Source organism: Streptomyces sp. NPDC005551 (assembly GCF_042871785.1).
Taxonomy (GTDB): domain Bacteria; phylum Actinomycetota; class Actinomycetes; order Streptomycetales; family Streptomycetaceae; genus Streptomyces.
This window is the reverse complement of the sequence record NZ_JBIAJE010000001.1, coordinates 536,554-551,779: the sequence shown is the minus strand read 5'-3', so window position 1 is coordinate 551,779 and position 15,226 is coordinate 536,554. Positions and strand designations below refer to the sequence as shown.

General features: G+C 73.9%; 10 protein-coding genes. 4 read left to right on the top strand and 6 right to left on the bottom strand.

What is annotated here, in order from left to right; all coding sequences use genetic code 11:
* Positions 1 to 2 precede the first annotated feature (2 nt).
* The 4 genes from ACFYP4_RS02170 to ACFYP4_RS02155 all read right to left on the bottom strand — a co-directional run bounded on the left by ACFYP4_RS02170 (position 3) and on the right by ACFYP4_RS02155 (position 6,184).
* A complete protein-coding gene (locus ACFYP4_RS02170) occupies positions 3 to 1,466 on the bottom strand; it encodes a DNA-3-methyladenine glycosylase 2 family protein (protein ID WP_388782686.1) in 1,464 nt (487 codons plus the stop codon).
* A 250-nt stretch (positions 1,467 to 1,716) separates the two neighbouring features.
* Positions 1,717 to 2,820, bottom strand: a complete 1,104-nt coding sequence (gene rsgA / locus ACFYP4_RS02165) for a ribosome small subunit-dependent GTPase A (RefSeq protein ID WP_358854072.1) — start codon at positions 2,818 to 2,820, stop codon at positions 1,717 to 1,719.
* A 271-nt stretch (positions 2,821 to 3,091) separates the two neighbouring features.
* Positions 3,092 to 4,576, bottom strand: coding sequence for a cellulose-binding domain-containing protein (locus ACFYP4_RS02160; protein ID WP_358854073.1), 1,485 nt, complete (start codon positions 4,574 to 4,576; stop codon positions 3,092 to 3,094).
* A 276-nt stretch (positions 4,577 to 4,852) separates the two neighbouring features.
* On the bottom strand, positions 4,853 to 6,184 hold the full coding sequence (locus tag ACFYP4_RS02155; RefSeq protein WP_388781778.1) for a radical SAM protein: 1,332 nt from the start codon (positions 6,182 to 6,184) through the stop codon (positions 4,853 to 4,855).
* A 250-nt stretch (positions 6,185 to 6,434) separates the two neighbouring features.
* Between ACFYP4_RS02155 and ACFYP4_RS02150 the strand changes: the two genes are divergently transcribed.
* The 3 genes from ACFYP4_RS02150 to ACFYP4_RS02140 all read left to right on the top strand — a co-directional run bounded on the left by ACFYP4_RS02150 (position 6,435) and on the right by ACFYP4_RS02140 (position 12,166).
* Positions 6,435 to 7,679, top strand: a complete 1,245-nt coding sequence (locus ACFYP4_RS02150) for an FAD-binding protein (protein ID WP_388781776.1) — start codon at positions 6,435 to 6,437, stop codon at positions 7,677 to 7,679.
* Positions 7,680 to 7,930: 251 nt separating this feature from the next.
* The gene (locus ACFYP4_RS02145) at positions 7,931 to 9,196 is read left to right on the top strand and encodes an ROK family protein (protein ID WP_388781773.1); all 1,266 of its coding nucleotides are present in this window, start codon (positions 7,931 to 7,933) and stop codon (positions 9,194 to 9,196) included.
* A gap of 78 nt (positions 9,197 to 9,274) precedes the next feature.
* Positions 9,275 to 12,166, top strand: coding sequence for a glycoside hydrolase family 2 TIM barrel-domain containing protein (locus tag ACFYP4_RS02140; RefSeq protein WP_388781771.1), 2,892 nt, complete (start codon positions 9,275 to 9,277; stop codon positions 12,164 to 12,166).
* Between the two features lie 40 nt (positions 12,167 to 12,206).
* Here the strand turns inward: ACFYP4_RS02140 and ACFYP4_RS02135 are convergent, their stop codons facing one another.
* Positions 12,207 to 12,722, bottom strand: a complete 516-nt coding sequence (locus ACFYP4_RS02135) for a hypothetical protein (protein ID WP_358854078.1) — start codon at positions 12,720 to 12,722, stop codon at positions 12,207 to 12,209.
* A complete protein-coding gene (locus ACFYP4_RS02130) occupies positions 12,719 to 14,419 on the bottom strand; it encodes a PHP domain-containing protein (protein ID WP_358854079.1) in 1,701 nt (566 codons plus the stop codon). Before ACFYP4_RS02130 ends, ACFYP4_RS02135 begins: the two co-directional genes overlap by 4 nt.
* Positions 14,420 to 14,623: 204 nt before the next feature.
* Between ACFYP4_RS02130 and ACFYP4_RS02125 the strand changes: the two genes are divergently transcribed.
* The gene (locus ACFYP4_RS02125) at positions 14,624 to 15,208 is read left to right on the top strand and encodes a TetR-like C-terminal domain-containing protein (protein ID WP_358854080.1); all 585 of its coding nucleotides are present in this window, start codon (positions 14,624 to 14,626) and stop codon (positions 15,206 to 15,208) included.
* The last annotated feature ends 18 nt before the right edge of the window (positions 15,209 to 15,226 follow it).

Sequence of the window (15,226 nt, the reverse complement as noted above, 5' to 3'; positions counted from 1 at the left end):
GATCAGTGGGTTTCCCGTTCCGAGTCGTGGGCGGCGGCCGTGCCGTCCGCCGCGATGCCGGTGCCGGTGCCCGCTTCGGCTGCGCCGGCGGCGTGAAGGTGGTTCAGGGCGTAGGCGCGCCAGGGGCGCCAGGTGTCGGGGACGTCCTCGTCCGGAGGTGCGGCGTCCGGGTCGCCGAGGGCCCGGGTGCGGATGACCGCGGCGGTGCGCGGGTCCATGCCCGGCAGTGCGAGCAGCACCCGCTGCGCGTCGTCCCGGTCGGCGCCCGCGTCGAGCCGCAGGGCGCCGTCGGCGAGGGCGGCGGTCAGCGCGCCGAGTGTGCCGTCCGGTTCCGCCTGCGCGAGGACGCCGGCCTCGGGAAACAGGTGGGTGAGCGTCCCGCAGGGGGCGTCCAGCACCTTCCCGTACCGCCGTACCAGCCGCTCGGCCTCGGTCGGGCCGACGAGCGCGCGCACGGCCAGTTCGTCCGGGTCGGCGGTGCCGGGCGACCGCAGGCCCGGGCGGGCGGCGACCAGCGGTGCCAGCCGGGGATCGGCGGCGAGCCGCTCGTCCACCGCGTACGGGTCGGCGTCCAGGTCGAACAGCAGCCGCAGCCGTTGTACGGCGGTGGTGAGATCACGCAGGTCGGTGAGGTGCAGCCGGGCGTCGAGCCATCCGCCCGCGTGGGCGCAGGCCTGGCGCCCCGGTGTGCGCGGGCGTTCGTCGACGGCGACGATCCCGGTGCCGTACGGGAGGCGGAGGGTGCGCCGGTACGTGCGGCGTCCGCGGGTGCCGTGGACCTCCTCGACGCCCGGGACCGCCTCGCGGGCCAGGACGTCGAAGACGGCGCCTGACTGGTAGGGCCCGCGGTGGGCGAGCCGCAGCGGGATGCCCGCGGTGGGGGCCGCGCGCGGGCCTGCGGGACCGCGCCGTGCCGCGGCGGCGCGCAGCTCGCTGGGCGTGGACGCGTACACCGCCCGGACGGTGGCGTTGAACTGGCGCACACTGGCGAATCCGGCGGCGAACGCGATCTCGGTGACCGGCAGGCCGGTGGTCTGCAGCAGCACCCGCGCGGTGTGGGCCCGCTGGGCGCGGGCCAGCGCGACGGGGCCCGCGCCGAGCTCGGCGGTGAGCTGCCGCTGCACCTGGCGGGCGCTGTACCCGAGGCGTGCGGCGAGCCCGGCGACGCCCTCCCGGTCGACCACTCCGTCACCGATCATGCGCATGGCGCGGCCCACGACGTCGGCGCGGACGTTCCACCCGGCCGACCCGGGGACCGCGTCCGGGCGGCACCGGCGGCAGGCGCGGAAACCGGAACCCTGCGCCGCGGCCGCCGTCGCGTAGTACCGCACGTTCTCGCGCTTCGGCGTCACCGCCGGGCAGCTCGGCCGGCAGTAGATCCCGGTCGTCTCGACGGCGAAGAAGAACTCCCCGTCGAAACGGGCGTCGCGGCTGCGCACCGCCTCGTACCTGGTCTCTTCCTCGATCACGTCATCCAGTCTCCGCCACCGCGCCGCGCGTCGCTGGCGGGAATCGGACACGGCGCTCACGGGGGGGGGCGGCGGCGGCACCTGGCTCGCCGCGGGGAGACACCCGCACCGGGTTCTCCCCGCGGAGGGAGCCGACGCCGGCGTTGCAGCCGACGCCGGTGATGCAGCCCGGCGCCGGTGATGCAGCCCGGCGCCGGCGTTGCAGCCGGCGCCGGTATTGCGGGCCTCGGCTCCGCACGACGGAGGTTTACGACCAGGGGCCCCGTTTGGCGCGCATCGCCGCGCGTCCCTCCGCCCCCTTCCGCTTCCAGTCGCGGCGGATCTCCGCGCGCACCCGGGCGTCCGTCTTGGCGACGATGCGCTGGTTCTCCCGCAGGAGCTTGCGGTAGCTGTCGAGGCGGCGTTCGGGCAGGGTGCCGGACTCGACGGCGGCGAGGACCGCGCAGCCGGGCTCCGCGACGTGCGCGCAGTCGTGGAAGCGGCAGTCGCGGCCGAGTGCCTCGATCTCGGCGAAGACCTGGCCGACCCCGGTCCCGGCGTCCCACAGGCCGACACCCCGCAGACCGGGGGTGTCGATGAGGACGCCCCCGCCGGGCAGGGCGAGGAGGTTGCGGGTCGTCGTGGTGTGGCGGCCCTTGCCGTCCACGTCACGCGTGGCCCGCACGTCCATCACGTCCTCGCCGGTCAGCGCGTTGGCGAGGGTGGACTTGCCCGCGCCGGACTGCCCGAGCAGGACCGACGTGCCGCCCGACAGGACGGCGGCGAGGACGTCGAGGCCGTGCCCGGCGCTGGAGCTGACGGACAGCACCGGCACGCCGGGGGCCGCCGTCTCCACGTCCTGCACGAGGTGCGCGAGCGTCGCCGGGTCGGGCACCAGGTCGGCCTTGGTCAGGACGACCACGGGCTGGGCCCCCGATTCCCAGGCGAGCGCGAGGAAGCGTTCGACGCGGCCGAGGTCGAGTTCCAGGGCGAGCGACACGGCCACGACCGCGTGGTCGACGTTGGCGGCGAGGATCTGCCCCTCGGAACGCTTGGAGGAGGTGGAGCGCACGAAGGCGGTACGGCGCGGCAGGTACGCGCGTACGTAGCGCGGGTTGCCGGAGGGTTCGACGGCGACCCAGTCGCCGGTGCACACCACCCGCAGCGGGTCGTGCGGCGTCACGAACGCGGTGTCCGCGCGCAGGACCCCGTCGGTGGTGACCACGTCGCACTGGCCGCGGTCGACCCGGATCACGCGCCCGGCGAGCAGCCCTTCGGCGGCGTACGGGGCGAACGCGTCCGCCCATGCCTCGTCCCAGCCGTAGGGAGCGAGAGCGTGTGCGAGAGGGGAAGCGAAAGCGGAGGAGGACAAGGGAGACCCTTCACAAGGGCGGCCCCGGCACGCGCGCTCAGGCGCGGAGGATGAAGGAGAAGGTCAGCCGGCGGCCACGGAGGTGGACTTGATGAACGTCTGGATGCGGGCAGCGCCCATCACAGTGACAGCCATCGGTCAACACCTCCTGGTTTCCGCTCGGTCGGGCCCCGCGACTCACGCCGCAGGGGTACGAGGTACAGCCTAGGCGCACCCCGCGGGCGGACGCCACCGAATATTCACGGCCGTGCGCCCGCGCGTGGCGGCGGGCTCACGAACGTGTCGTGCAGGGGCGCCCGTTGAGGGTGAAGTCGTGCGCGGGCGCGTTGGCGTCCTGCCAGGAGGCGATGAAGCCGACGCCGAAGGTGCCGCCCGCGGGGACGGACTTGTTGTAGTCGGCGGCGGTGGCGGTGACCCGGGAGCCGTTCTGTGTGTAGTCGCCGTCCCACATCTGGCTGACCCGCTGACCGTCGCGGAAGGTCCAGCCGACGCGCCAGGTGTCGAGGGCCCTGGTGGAGGTGAGGGTGACCGCGGCCTGGAACCCGTCGGGCCACTCGCCGACGATGTCGTACTCCACGCGGCAGGTCGCGGACGCCCGCTTCGTGGGTTCGGCGGGCCGGTGCGAGGTGGTGGCGGGCGAGGAGGACCCGCCCTGGATGTTCGGGCCGGGGTCCGCCTCGGAGCGGGTCCTGGAGCCCGACGGCCGGGGCGACGCCGTCGAGTTCGCCGTGCCGGTGCCGGTGCCGAGGGAGGGGAAGGACGGGCCCGGGTCCGCCACCGGCTGCCGGTCCCCGGCGTCCCGCGCCGAGGTGCTGCCCTCGGAGCCGTCGAAGGGCATCAGCGAGACCGCGAGCGCCAGCGCGGAGACGAGGACGGCGGTGACCAGCGTGCCGGTGCGGCCGATCCTCGGCGCGGGCATCTCGCCCATGGCGATACCGGTGTCCGTGGAGGGGTCGGCGCGCCGGCCGACCAGACCCGCCTCCGCCGCCCGGCGGCGGCGCTCCAGATAGGCGAGGCCGCCCCAGCCGACGACGCCGCCGGCCAGCGCGCCCGGCAGTCCGCCGCCGTGCAGGCGCAGACAGGCGGCGGCCTCGGCGCACGCCACGCACCGCGCGAGGTGGTGCGAGAGATCTTCGGGTGTCCCGGTCCCGGGTGAACGGGTGACCGCGTCGAGGAGCCGTGCGAAGCTGCGGCAGCGCGCGTCCATGGGCGTGTCGAGGTGGTTGCGGTGGCAGCGGTCCCGGAACAGCGCCCGTACCTGGGCGAGTTCGGTGGCCGCGGTCGCCGGGTCGAGACCCAGCCGGCGGGCCACCGCGGACAGCGGCAGTGCCTCGACCTCGGCCAGCCACAGCAGCGCGGCGTCCGGTTCCTGGAGGTCCCTGAGGCCGCGCAGCGCGAGCGGGCGGTGCAGCGGCGGTCCGGTGTAGCGGGCCGCCTTCTCGGAGTTGAGCCACAGCCGCAGGTCCGGATCGAGGCGGTGTCCGCTCCCCTGTGCCTCCCAGGCGGCGGCGGTGGTCCGGACGGAGGTCAGCAGCAGGGGGATCCGGGGCAGCCGCAGCGTCCGGCGTCCGGCGCCCCTGGCCCCGGCGTCCTCGTCCCGCGCCTCGCGGATGCCGTGCGTGAACGCCTCGGTGGCCAGCCGCGTGGCCGCGGCGGAGCCGGAGGTGCACAGATCGGCGTACGACAGGACCGCGTCCCAGCACTCCGAGAACCACGCGGCCTCGGTGGTGTCCTGGGGGGTCGGCAGGTCGGGCATGGGGAGCTCCCGCGTCAAGTGCATCCTCAAGATACGTCAACTCGCTGCCGCTACAGGGGAGTTGGCGATCGACTCGCGACAGGCCCCGACCTTTTCACGGTTCCCGCACAACTGACAAGCAGCATATTCAATTGCGCGCGGGAGCGCGGCGGCCGGGGCGGGACGGCCGCCGCGCGGACGGCGACAGCCGTCCCGGGGTGTTGTACGGAAGAACGCCCGGGACGGCTCGATGTTCTGCGGGTTTTTTTCACGCCGGCGGCCCCGGCGGGCGCCGGACTACCCGCCGGCGTGCCCGGCCACCGGCTCGTTCGCCGGCAGGCTGTCCATGAACGAACTCACCGAGAAGACCGCCTGGCCGGGGCCGGACGGGCCGTAGCCGGGGGGTGAGGAGAGGCCGAAGTCCTCCATCGTGGAGCGGTAGGCCTCCAGCAGGCGAATGTGGTACTCCAGCGGGGCGCCCTGCGGGTTGGCCTTGCCGAGCGGGGTGGTCGGCTCCGGGCACCAGGTGGTGAAGCGGGGCGTGATGCCGTGCGACATGAAGAAGCGCAGCCCCTCGGTGGTGGAGGCGATGGCCTCGTCGACCGTGGTGAAGCCGAAGGGCTCGGCCATCTCGACGCCCGCCACGAAGTTGGGGATGACGTTGCGCGCGCCGAAGATCTCCGCCGAGTCGAGGATGCGCTTGTGCCACTCGTCGCGGCCGACGTAGCGCTCCTTGCCGGGGCAGTACAGCTCGAACAGGCGGCGGTCCCACACCTCGTAGTTGGGGTGGTAGATCTGCACGCCGTAGTCCTTGAAGCGCTGCACGTCGTCGCGCGGGAGGGCCTGGGCGACGACCTTGCCGATCCAGCGGCCCGGGAAGCGCTCCTCGATGGCCTTGGCGTAGTGGCCGTAGAAGTCGGCCTCGTCGCGTCCGGCGACCGTCTTGGTGATCGCGCCGCCGGTGAGGGTGTAGGCGGTGGAGGTCTTCGCGGTGTCGTACCGGTCGATGATCTCCAGGGCCTCCAGGACCTCCTCGACGTCCTTCACACCGGTGTAGGGGCGGCCGGCCGCCTTGTGCTGGCGCCAGTTGTGGTTGATGTCGCAGTACTGGCACTCCTCCTTGGCGCCGAAGTACTGGCAGACCCGGAAGACGGTGAGGTAGATCAGGTAGCCCCACTGGATGGTGGGCGCCACCTCCATCACGGACTTCCCGCTGGAGAGCTTGTGCCGGTAGTAGTCCGGCATGGGCGGGACGCCGACGTCGGAGATCCGCTTCCCGTCCAGGTAGAGGCCGAGTACGCCTTCGTCGTCGGCCGCGACGCGGTAGGGGGAGGCGGGGTTCACGCGGACGGAGACGACCGTGCGCCGCAGGTCGTAGGGCCCGCCGGTGAGGATGATCTCCTCGGGCGGGCGGCGCAGCGCGGCCTCGCCCAGCTCGGGCAGGGTGCCGTGGTCGAAGGAGAAGATGAAGTACGACTTCGGCTTGACGTCTCCGTCCTCGTTGTCCGAGAGGGCCGAGTCGTCGAAGGCGACGCCCCCGCGGAGCAGGTCCTCCTTGAAGACGGCTTCCCGCGGCACGTGCGGGAACCGTTCCATCAGATCTTCGACCAGCGCGGTGCGGCTGCCCATCCCGTTCTCCTCGCTCCCGGCGTTCGTGCTCGACTCCTCACGGTATGCCCCTGCCTGCGGCACGGCGGTGCCGGGTCCCCCGGGAGGGGTCCGTCCGTGCCCGCGGAGCGCCCGGGCCCGGGCGCTCCGCCGGGGCACCGGCACGTACGGTCTTGATCGCGAGGCGTCCTTCGGCTGGGATGCCTCGTACGCATCACGACGTCACAGCCGGTGCACGGCCGGCCGGGACTTCCAGGGGAGGGACGCACGCATGACCGGGACGCTGACCAACTGGGCGGGCAACATCACGTACTCCGCCGGGAAGCTGCACCGTCCGCAGTCGCTCGACGCGCTCGCGGCGCTGGTCGCCGCCGCCACGAGGGTGCGGGTGCTGGGCAGCGGGCACTCGTTCAACACGATCGCCGAGCCGGGTGACGACGGCGTGCTCCTGTCGCTGACCGCGCTGCCGTCCGCGGTGGACGTCGACTCCGGCGCCCGTACGGTCCGGGTCGCGGGCGGTGTCCGGTACGCCGAGCTCGCGCGCCGGGTGCACCGGGCGGGTTTCGCGCTGCCGAACATGGCGTCCCTCCCGCACATCTCGGTGGCGGGCTCGGTGGCGACCGGTACGCACGGCTCAGGAGTCACGAACGGTTCCCTCGCCTCGGTCGTGCGCGAGGTCGAGCTGGTCACGGCCGACGGCTCCACCGTGACGGTCGGGCGGGGCGAGGAGCGCTTCGACGGAGCGGTGACCTCCCTGGGCGCGCTCGGTGTGGTCACCGCCCTCACGCTCGACCTGGAGCCGGCCTTCGAGGTGAGCCAGCACGTCTTCACGGAACTCCCGCTGGCGGGGCTCGACTTCGAGACGGTCGCGGCGGCGGCGTACAGCGTCAGTCTCTTCACCGACTGGGTGCGGCCGGGCTTCCGGCAGGTGTGGCTCAAGCGGCGCACCGACCAGCCGCCTGCCGACTTCCCGTGGGCCGCGCCCGCCACCGCGGCGATGCATCCGGTGCCGGGCATGCCCGCGGTGAACTGCACGGAACAGTTCGGCGTACCCGGCCCCTGGCACGAGCGGCTGCCCCACTTCCGCGCCGAGTTCACCCCGAGCAGCGGGGCGGAGCTGCAGTCCGAGTACCTGCTGCCGCGCGCCCGCGCGCTGGAGGCGCTGCACGCCCTCGACGCGGTCCGGGACACGGTCTCGCCGGTGCTCCAGGTCTGCGAGGTACGGACCGTCGCCGCGGACCGGCAGTGGCTGAGCCCCGCGTACGGGCGGGACACCGTGGCGCTGCACTTCACCTGGGTCGCGGACACGGCGGCCGTCCTGCCCGTGGTGCGGCGGGTGGAGGAGGCGCTCGACGCGTTCGGTCCACGGCCGCACTGGGGCAAGGTGTACACGATGCCGTCCTCGGTGGTGCGGGGGCGTTATCCGCGGCTGGCCGACTTCGCGTCGCTCGCCGCCGCGCTGGACCCGGCGGGCAAGTTCCGCAACGCGTTCGTCCGGGAGGCCCTCGGCGTCTGACCCGGGAGAAGGGTGCCCGGTGTCCCCGCGGCACCGGGCCCGGCTCCCTCGCCTGCGACTCCCCGGCCTCCCGGCGGGCCGCCCCGCCCTTGACCGACGGCCTCGACCTCACCGCCTCCCGGCAGGCCGCCCCTCCCTCCCCTTCCTACAGCCCCTTTCCTAACCCCTTGTCGAAAGGCCCCGCGGGTCCTAGCCTTGCGTGTGGGCCGAGGGCCCCGGCATGGATCGCACGGGTCGAGGGGGCCAGTCCGGTGAAGCGCACGTCCCGCGACATCCGCACCGCCAACCGCTACGAGGTGCTGCGCCAGATCATCGCCGCCTCCCCCACGTCCCGGCAGGAGCTGACCGCGGTGACCGGGCTGAGCCTGGCCACGGTCGCCACACTCGTCGGGGAGCTGCTCGACCTGGGGATGCTGACCGAGGTCGGCTTCGAGGACTCCGCGGGCGGCCGGCCGCGCGGCCTGGTGGCGGTGAACGCCCCGGGCGGCGCGCTGATCGGTGTCGACATCGCCGAGACCTACGTACGCGTCGAGCTGTTCGACCTCTCCCTGGACGTCCTCGCCCGCGCCGGGGCGGATCTGCTCCCCGGCGAGAACCGCCCCGAGCAGGTGGTCGCGCAGGTCGCGGCGGCCGTCGGCTCGGTGGTGGCGCAGGCCGCGGTGGCGGACGCCCGCGTCCTGGGGGTGGGAGTCAGCGTCCCCGGGCAGGTCGACCGCGAACGCGGGGTCTGCCAGTACGCGGCGAACTGGGACTGGCACGACGTGCCGCTCCTCGACCTGCTCGCCGAGCACGTCCCCTACCCGCTGCACTTGGACAACCCGCTGCGCGCCTGCGCGGTGGCCGAGCTCTGGTTCGGCGCGGCGCGCGGCCGCGGGGACGCGGTGGTCGTCAACCTCGGCACCGGTGTCGGCGCCGGTCTCGTGCTGGGCGGCGGAGTGCACCGCGGGGTCAGCAACAGCGCGGGCGAGTGGGGTCATACGACGCTGGTGCTGGACGGGCGCCTGTGTCACTGCGGCGACCAGGGCTGCGTCGAGACGTACGTCGGGGCGCCCGGCATCATGCTGAACCTGCGGGAGCTGAGCCCCGGCAGCGCCCTGCTGCACCCCGGGGACCAGACCGCCACGATCGACGCCCTGGCCCGCGGGGTGGCGGCGCAGGACCCGGTGGCCCTGAAGGTGGTGGGCGACACCGCCCGCTACCTGGGCGCCGCGGTCTCCGACCTGGTGAACCTCCTCAATCCGGAGGTGGTCGTGCTGAGCAGCTGGGTCGCTGCCGCGCTCGGCGAGCCCCTGCTGCGTGAGGTGCGCGCGGCCGTCGCCCGGCACGCGCTGAGGCGGCCGCTGGCGGCGACCGAGATCGTCCTGTCCCCCATCCCCACCGACCCGGTGTGCCTCGGCGCCGCCACCTTCGCGCTGGAGGGCGCCCTGTCCGCGGTGGGCCAGAGACCCGCCGCCGGACCCGCCCCACGAGGCACCGTGCCCGCCCCTGCCAGGAGCCGTACCGCACCACCCGCGTGAACCGACGGGCGTCCCGGTCGTACGGACGCGTCCGGCACCCGCACAGCGAATCGCATCACGGGCCCAGCTAGGAGACCGATGTCGTTCCGCACCTCCCCCCTCGGGAAATCCCAGTCCGCCACCGACTACGTCGAGGACGTCTCCCCCGGCAGCGGGGTGCTGCCCCCGCGTGCCCGGTACGCGTCCTCCGACGCCGACTCCCTCTCTCTGAACGGCAGTTGGCGCCTGCGTGTCTCCCCGGCCGCCGACACCGAGGACGACTCCTTCGCCGAGGCGGGCTACGACTGCGGTGACTGGGCGGAGGTCTCCGTCCCCGGTCACTGGGTGCTCCAGGGCGACGGGGCCTTCGGCGCTCCGATCTACACCAACCACCTCTACCCCTTCCCGGTCGACCCGCCGCGGGTGCCGGCCGAGAACCCGACCGGGGACCATCTGCGCTCCTTCGACCTGCCCGCTCGGTGGCCTGCGGACGGCGGCAGCGTGCTGCGGTTCGACGGGGTGGAGTCCTGCGCCCGGGTCTGGCTGAACGGTACGGAGCTGGGCGGGTTCAAGGGCTCGCGGCTGCCGCACGAGTTCGAGGTGGGGCCGCTGCTCCGGCCGGCGGGCAACGTGCTCGCCGTCCGGGTCCACCAGTGGTCGGCCGGCTCGTACCTGGAGGACCAGGACCAGTGGTGGCTGCCCGGCATCTTCCGGGACGTCACCCTGCTGCACCGCCCGGCGGGCGGCGTACGGGACTTCTTCGTGCACGCCTCGTACGACCACGTCACCGGCGAGGGCACCCTGCGGGTGGACTCCGACGTCGACGGCCGGGTCACCGTGCCCGAGCTGGGTATCGACGTCGCCACCGGCGAGTCCGCGACGCTGCCGGTCGCGGCGTGGACCGCCGAGACACCCCGCCTGTACGACGGCGTACTGGCGACGGAGGGCGAGCGCGTACCCCTGCGGATCGGCTTCCGGACCGTCGCTCTCGAGGACGGACTGATCAAGGTCAACGGGCGTGCGGTCCTCTTCCGGGGCGTCAACCGGCACGAGTGGCACCCGGAGCGGGGCCGCGCCCTGGACCTGGCGACCATGCGCGAGGACGTGCTGCTCATGAAGCGGCACAACGTCAACGCCGTCCGCACCTCGCACTACCCGCCGCACCCCGCCTTCCTCGATCTGTGCGACGAGTACGGCCTGTGGGTGATCGACGAGTGCGACCTGGAGACCCACGGCTTCACCGAGCAGGACTGGCGCGACAACCCGGTGGACGACGACCGCTGGACCCCGGCCCTGCTGGACCGCGCGGCCCGGATGGTCGAGCGCGACAAGAACCACCCGTCGGTGATCGTCTGGTCGCTCGGCAACGAGGCGGGCACCGGGCGCGGCCTCACCGCCATGGCCGAGTGGATCCGCGGCCGGGACGGCTCACGGCTCCTGCACTACGAGGGCGACCCCGACTGCCGCGACACGGACGTGTACGCGCGGATGTACGCCTCCCATGCCGAGGTCGAGCGGATCGGCCGGGGTCTGGACGGCGGCGGCCACCGGCGGCGGACCCTGCCCTTCATCCTGTGCGAGTACGCGCACGCCATGGGCAACGGCCCCGGCGGACTCGCCGACTACCAGCGGCTGTTCGAGTCCCACGACCGCCTGCAGGGCGGTTTCGTCTGGGAGTGGATCGACCACGGCATCAAGGACGAGCGGTACGGGTTCGCGTACGGCGGCGACTTCGGGGAGGAGCTGCACGACGGGAACTTCGTCTGCGACGGGCTGCTCTTCCCTGACCGGACGCCCTCGCCCGGACTCGTCGAGTACAAGAAGGTGATCGAGCCGGTCCACCTGACCGGCGACGGGCGGCGCGGAACGCTCCGCATCACCAACCGGTACGACTTCGCCGACCTCTCCGCGCTGGCCTTCGCGTGGTCGCAGGAGGTGGACGGCGAGGCCGTCGGGGCGGGCACGCTGTCGGTGCCCGCGCTCGCCCCCGGCGAGAGCGCCGACGTGAAGCTGCCGCCGCCGCCCGACGGACGCGGGGCCGAGACCGGGTGGACGGTCCGCGCGGTGCTGGCCGGGGAGACCGCGTGGGCGCCGCGGGGCCACGAGGTCGCCTGGACCCAGATCCCGGCCGCCGGCCGGCCCGCACCGCGCGTGGTGCCTTCGGCACGCCCCGTGCCGGGCGAGCGCACGATCACGCTGGGCCCCGCCGTCCTGGACGCCCGCACCGGTGCGCTGCGTGCGATCGGCGGGACGGCGGTGACCGGACTGCGCCTGGACGTGTGGCGCGCGCCGACCGACAACGACGACGGCGCGTCCTGGCAGTCCGACCCGCGCCACGGCCCGCTGTGGCGCAGGCTCGGCCTGCACCGGATGCGGCACCGCACGGACGGGGTGGAGATGTCGGGCGACGCGCTGACCGTACGGACCCGGGTGGCGCCCGCGGGACGGGACATCGGCCTGCGCACGGTGTACCGGTGGACCTCCGACGGGACGCGGCTGCGGCTGACGGTGTCCGTGGCGCCCGAGGGCGCGTGGACGGTGCCGCTGCCCCGGCTCGGGATACGGTTCGGGCTGGCGTCGTCCGCGGACCGGGTCACGTGGTTCGGCGGCGGTCCCGGCGAGGCCTATCCGGACACCAAATCGGCCTCCCGGCTCGGCCGTTGGGAGGCGTCGGTCGACGCGCTCCAGACGCCGTACGTCCGTCCGCAGGAGAACGGCGCGCGGGCCGGCGTGCGCTGGGTGCGGCTCGGCGGGCTGCGCGTCGAGGGCGACCCCGAGTTCTGGTTCACGGCGCGACGCTGGACGACCGAGCAGCTCGACGCGGCGGACCACCTCACGGACCTGGAGCCCGGCGACACGGTCTGGGTGAACCTGGACCACGGCCAGCAGGGCATCGGCTCCCAGTCGTGCGGCCCCGGCGCACTCCCCCAGTACCAACTGAGGCCCGAACCGGCGGAGTTCTCGTTCGTCTTCGCGGAGCTCGACGGCTGACACGGTCACCGGGACGGCGTCCGGCCTTCTCCAGCGTCCGTCAGTGGTCCGCGCAGCACGGCGTCGGTTCCGGGACCTCGAAGGGGACGAGGGTGCCGCCGGCGGCGGGCATCGCGGTCAGGACGAGCACGCCGTCCCGCCACTCGGGGCGTACGTGGTCCCGCGTCACCAGCCGTTGCTCGGGCGGTGGTTGGCCACACGCGCCCAGGACGGCGACGCGGGCGATCGCGGAGGCCGACAGGGCCTCCGCGATCGTCACGGTGCCCGTGAGGCGCGTGACGCCCGGGTACAGCACCGCGCGGCCCACCGCGTCGGGTGCTCCCGGGGACACCTCGTACCCCTGGGCGGTGAGGCGCTGCCGGACGGTGCTCAGCAGCGCCCGTGAAGGGGCGGCGAGGGAGAGGGCGACCCGCGGGCGGTCGCCGCGCACCAGATGGGTGCAGCCGAACCAGTCCTCGGTGAGGGCCAGTTCGGCGGCGAGGGCGCGCAGCAGGTGGTCCGCCGTACGCAGGTCGCTGCTTCCCGCGTCCACCGTGAGGGTGTGGGGTGCGCTCACGACGGCAGGATCCACACCGGGTTGGAGTAGAACCACAGGTCGCGCCACGGGTCGGCGTCGCCGACGACGTCCACGGCCGGGCCCGCGGGGTCGACCGCGGCACCCATCAGGCCGGTCGCCGAACGGTTGCCGTCCGTGCCGCGGAGCCGGACGTAGAGCGGCCGGTCGACCTCGCCCAGGGAGTACGTCAGCCGGACCGTGCCGGTGGACTTCCCGACCTCGTGCGAGCGGACGACCCGGGCCGTCGGCGCGGTGAACGTGTCCTTGTCCCGCACGGCGCCCGTGACGTCTCCCTGGATGACGTCCACGCGGGCCAGCCGCGGTACGAATCCCGCCCAGTTCGGGCCGCCGGCCAGGGCGACGTCCGCCGTCAGGGTCACCTTCGTGCCCTTCTTGACGTGCAGCGCCCCGCCGAGCGTGGCCCAACGGCCGCCGCCCGCCGCCCTGACGTCGAGACCGCTGACCAACTGGCCGTGGTCCACCCAGATCCGGCCGGCGCGGATGCCGTCCATGACGGCGGCGTACGAGAAGCCGTCGGCGCCGACGTGCGTGCGGCTGTACTGGCCGGGCCAGTAGTCGCCCTGCGTGAGGTCGACCTTGCCGCCGTATACGGGGTCGGTGTGCCTGCCGTTGGCGGTGAAGTCGCTGTCCGGTCCGCCGCGCACGGCGGTGTCCGTGTAGACCTGGTGCGCGTCGGAGTTGGCGGTGATCCACCAGGGCTTGCCCTCGGCGAGCAGGCTGTCCCAGAGGCCGCCGACGGTGGCGGTCATCCAGTCGAAGCCGCCCCAGGTGCGGTAGCTCTCCAGCGGGTATCCGGCGAAGGAGTTGGCGCTCGGGCTGTTGTCGTAGATGCCGCGGGCGCGGCCCATGCCGGTGGGCGCGGCGATGCCGGCGGCCTGGTGGCCGGGCGCGCCCTCGAAACCGACCGCGATCTGGTGGCTCGCGGGGGTGGCGTCGCGCCAGCCGCGGATCTCGTGCGGGGAGTCGACACCGCGCCGCGCCGGGTGGTTGGCGAGCATCAGGGCGTCCTTGACCTTGCGCCGCCGCACCTGCTCGGCGAGGAAGTCGAGGCCCGCGACGGCCAGCGCCTCGTTGGCGGGCGTGGAGTCGGAGGCGCCCCGCACGCCGCCGTCGTACGAGGTCTCGAACTGCTTGAGGACGGCGACCTCGTTCCTGCCGGGGTGGACGAAGACCGTGCCGTGCTCGGCGGCCGGGATGTTCCACTCCAGCCCCTGGAAGACGAGCGTGTCCTCGTACGCGGCCCGGGCCTCCCGGATGTCCGGGTTGACCTTCTCGACGCCGATCCTGGCGTGCGTCTCGCTGCCGTGGTCGGTGATGACCATCCAGTCGAGCCCGTGCCGGGCCCCTTGGCGCACCTGGTCGCCGACGCGGTACTTGCCGTCGCTGCTGTACTGGGTGTGGATGTGGTGGTCACCGGAGAGCCAGAGGAAGCCGCCCTTTCCGCGTCGGCCTTCGGCGGCGTACGCGGGTGCCGTCGCCCCCTCGGCGAGGACGCTGCCCGCCGCCAGGCCCGCGCCCAGCAGACCGGCGCGCCGCAGCAGCGAACGGCGCGACTGCTGCTCGGGGGTCAGAGCCTCGTCCGGCACCGAGGTGTCGAAGGCGGCCGGGAGCGGCTCGGCCACGTGGTCGTGCGAATGGTGGTGATGCCCGTGCCCGTGGCCGTGTCCGTGCCCCATGTCGGTCTCCTGAGTCCGGCGGCGCCGGACGGCCGCGCGACAAGGAGGATCTACGGAACACGTGAACGCCGAACGGCCGCGGCGTGATCTCCGGACGGCCCCGGAGAGGCGGCTCCGCCCCGCCGCCCTCAGCCGGGTCGGTACATTGGGCTGCCTCCTAGGGATCCTGGGTTCCGACCAGGCAGAGGGGTGGGTGGTGAGGGGATGGCCCGTGCCGGGCTCACGGTCGACCGGCTCGTTGCGGCCGCCGCCGATCTCGCGGACGAGGTCGGCTTCGACCAGGTCACCGTCTCGGCCCTGGCACGCCGCTTCGGCGTGAAGGACGCGAGCCTGTACTCGCACGTCAGAAGCCTCCAGGAGCTGCGGACCAGGGTCGCCCTGCTGGCCGGCGAGGAGATGATCGAGCAGATCGCCGACGCCGTCGCCGGACGGGCCGGCAAGGACGCGCTGGCCGCGTTCGCGGGCGCCTACCGGGACTTCGCCCTCCGCCGGCCGGGACGGTACGCGGCGACCCAGATCCGCATCGACCAGGATCTCGTCGCCGACTCCCGCGCCCTGCTGCGGACCGCCGAGATCACCTACGGCATGCTCCGCGCCTACGGGCTCGACGAGCCGGACCTGACCGACGCCGTACGGCTGCTGCGCAGTTCGTTCCACGGCTTCTGCGGCATCGAGGCCGCCGGCGGCTTCGGCGCGCCCCGTGACGTGCAGACGTCCTGGGACCGCGCCGTCGACGCCCTGCACGTCCTGCTGGAGCACTGGCCCAGGGAGAAGCCAGGCCTGGGATGAAGTCCCGGCGCACGATGC

Excerpts from the sequence above, each read along its gene's own strand:
- ACFYP4_RS02125 (WP_358854080.1), top strand. The coding sequence starts at position 14,624 with ATGGCCCGTGCCGGGCTCACGGTCGACCGGCTCGTTGCGGCCGCCGCC.
- ACFYP4_RS02150 (WP_388781776.1), top strand. The coding sequence starts at position 6,435 with ATGACCGGGACGCTGACCAACTGGGCGGGCAACATCACGTACTCCGCC.
- ACFYP4_RS02155 (WP_388781778.1), bottom strand. The coding sequence starts at position 6,184 with ATGGGCAGCCGCACCGCGCTGGTCGAAGATCTGATGGAACGGTTCCCG.
- ACFYP4_RS02160 (WP_358854073.1), bottom strand. The coding sequence starts at position 4,576 with ATGCCCGACCTGCCGACCCCCCAGGACACCACCGAGGCCGCGTGGTTC.
- ACFYP4_RS02140 (WP_388781771.1), top strand. The coding sequence starts at position 9,275 with ATGTCGTTCCGCACCTCCCCCCTCGGGAAATCCCAGTCCGCCACCGAC.
- ACFYP4_RS02130 (WP_358854079.1), bottom strand. The coding sequence starts at position 14,419 with ATGGGGCACGGACACGGCCACGGGCACGGGCATCACCACCATTCGCAC.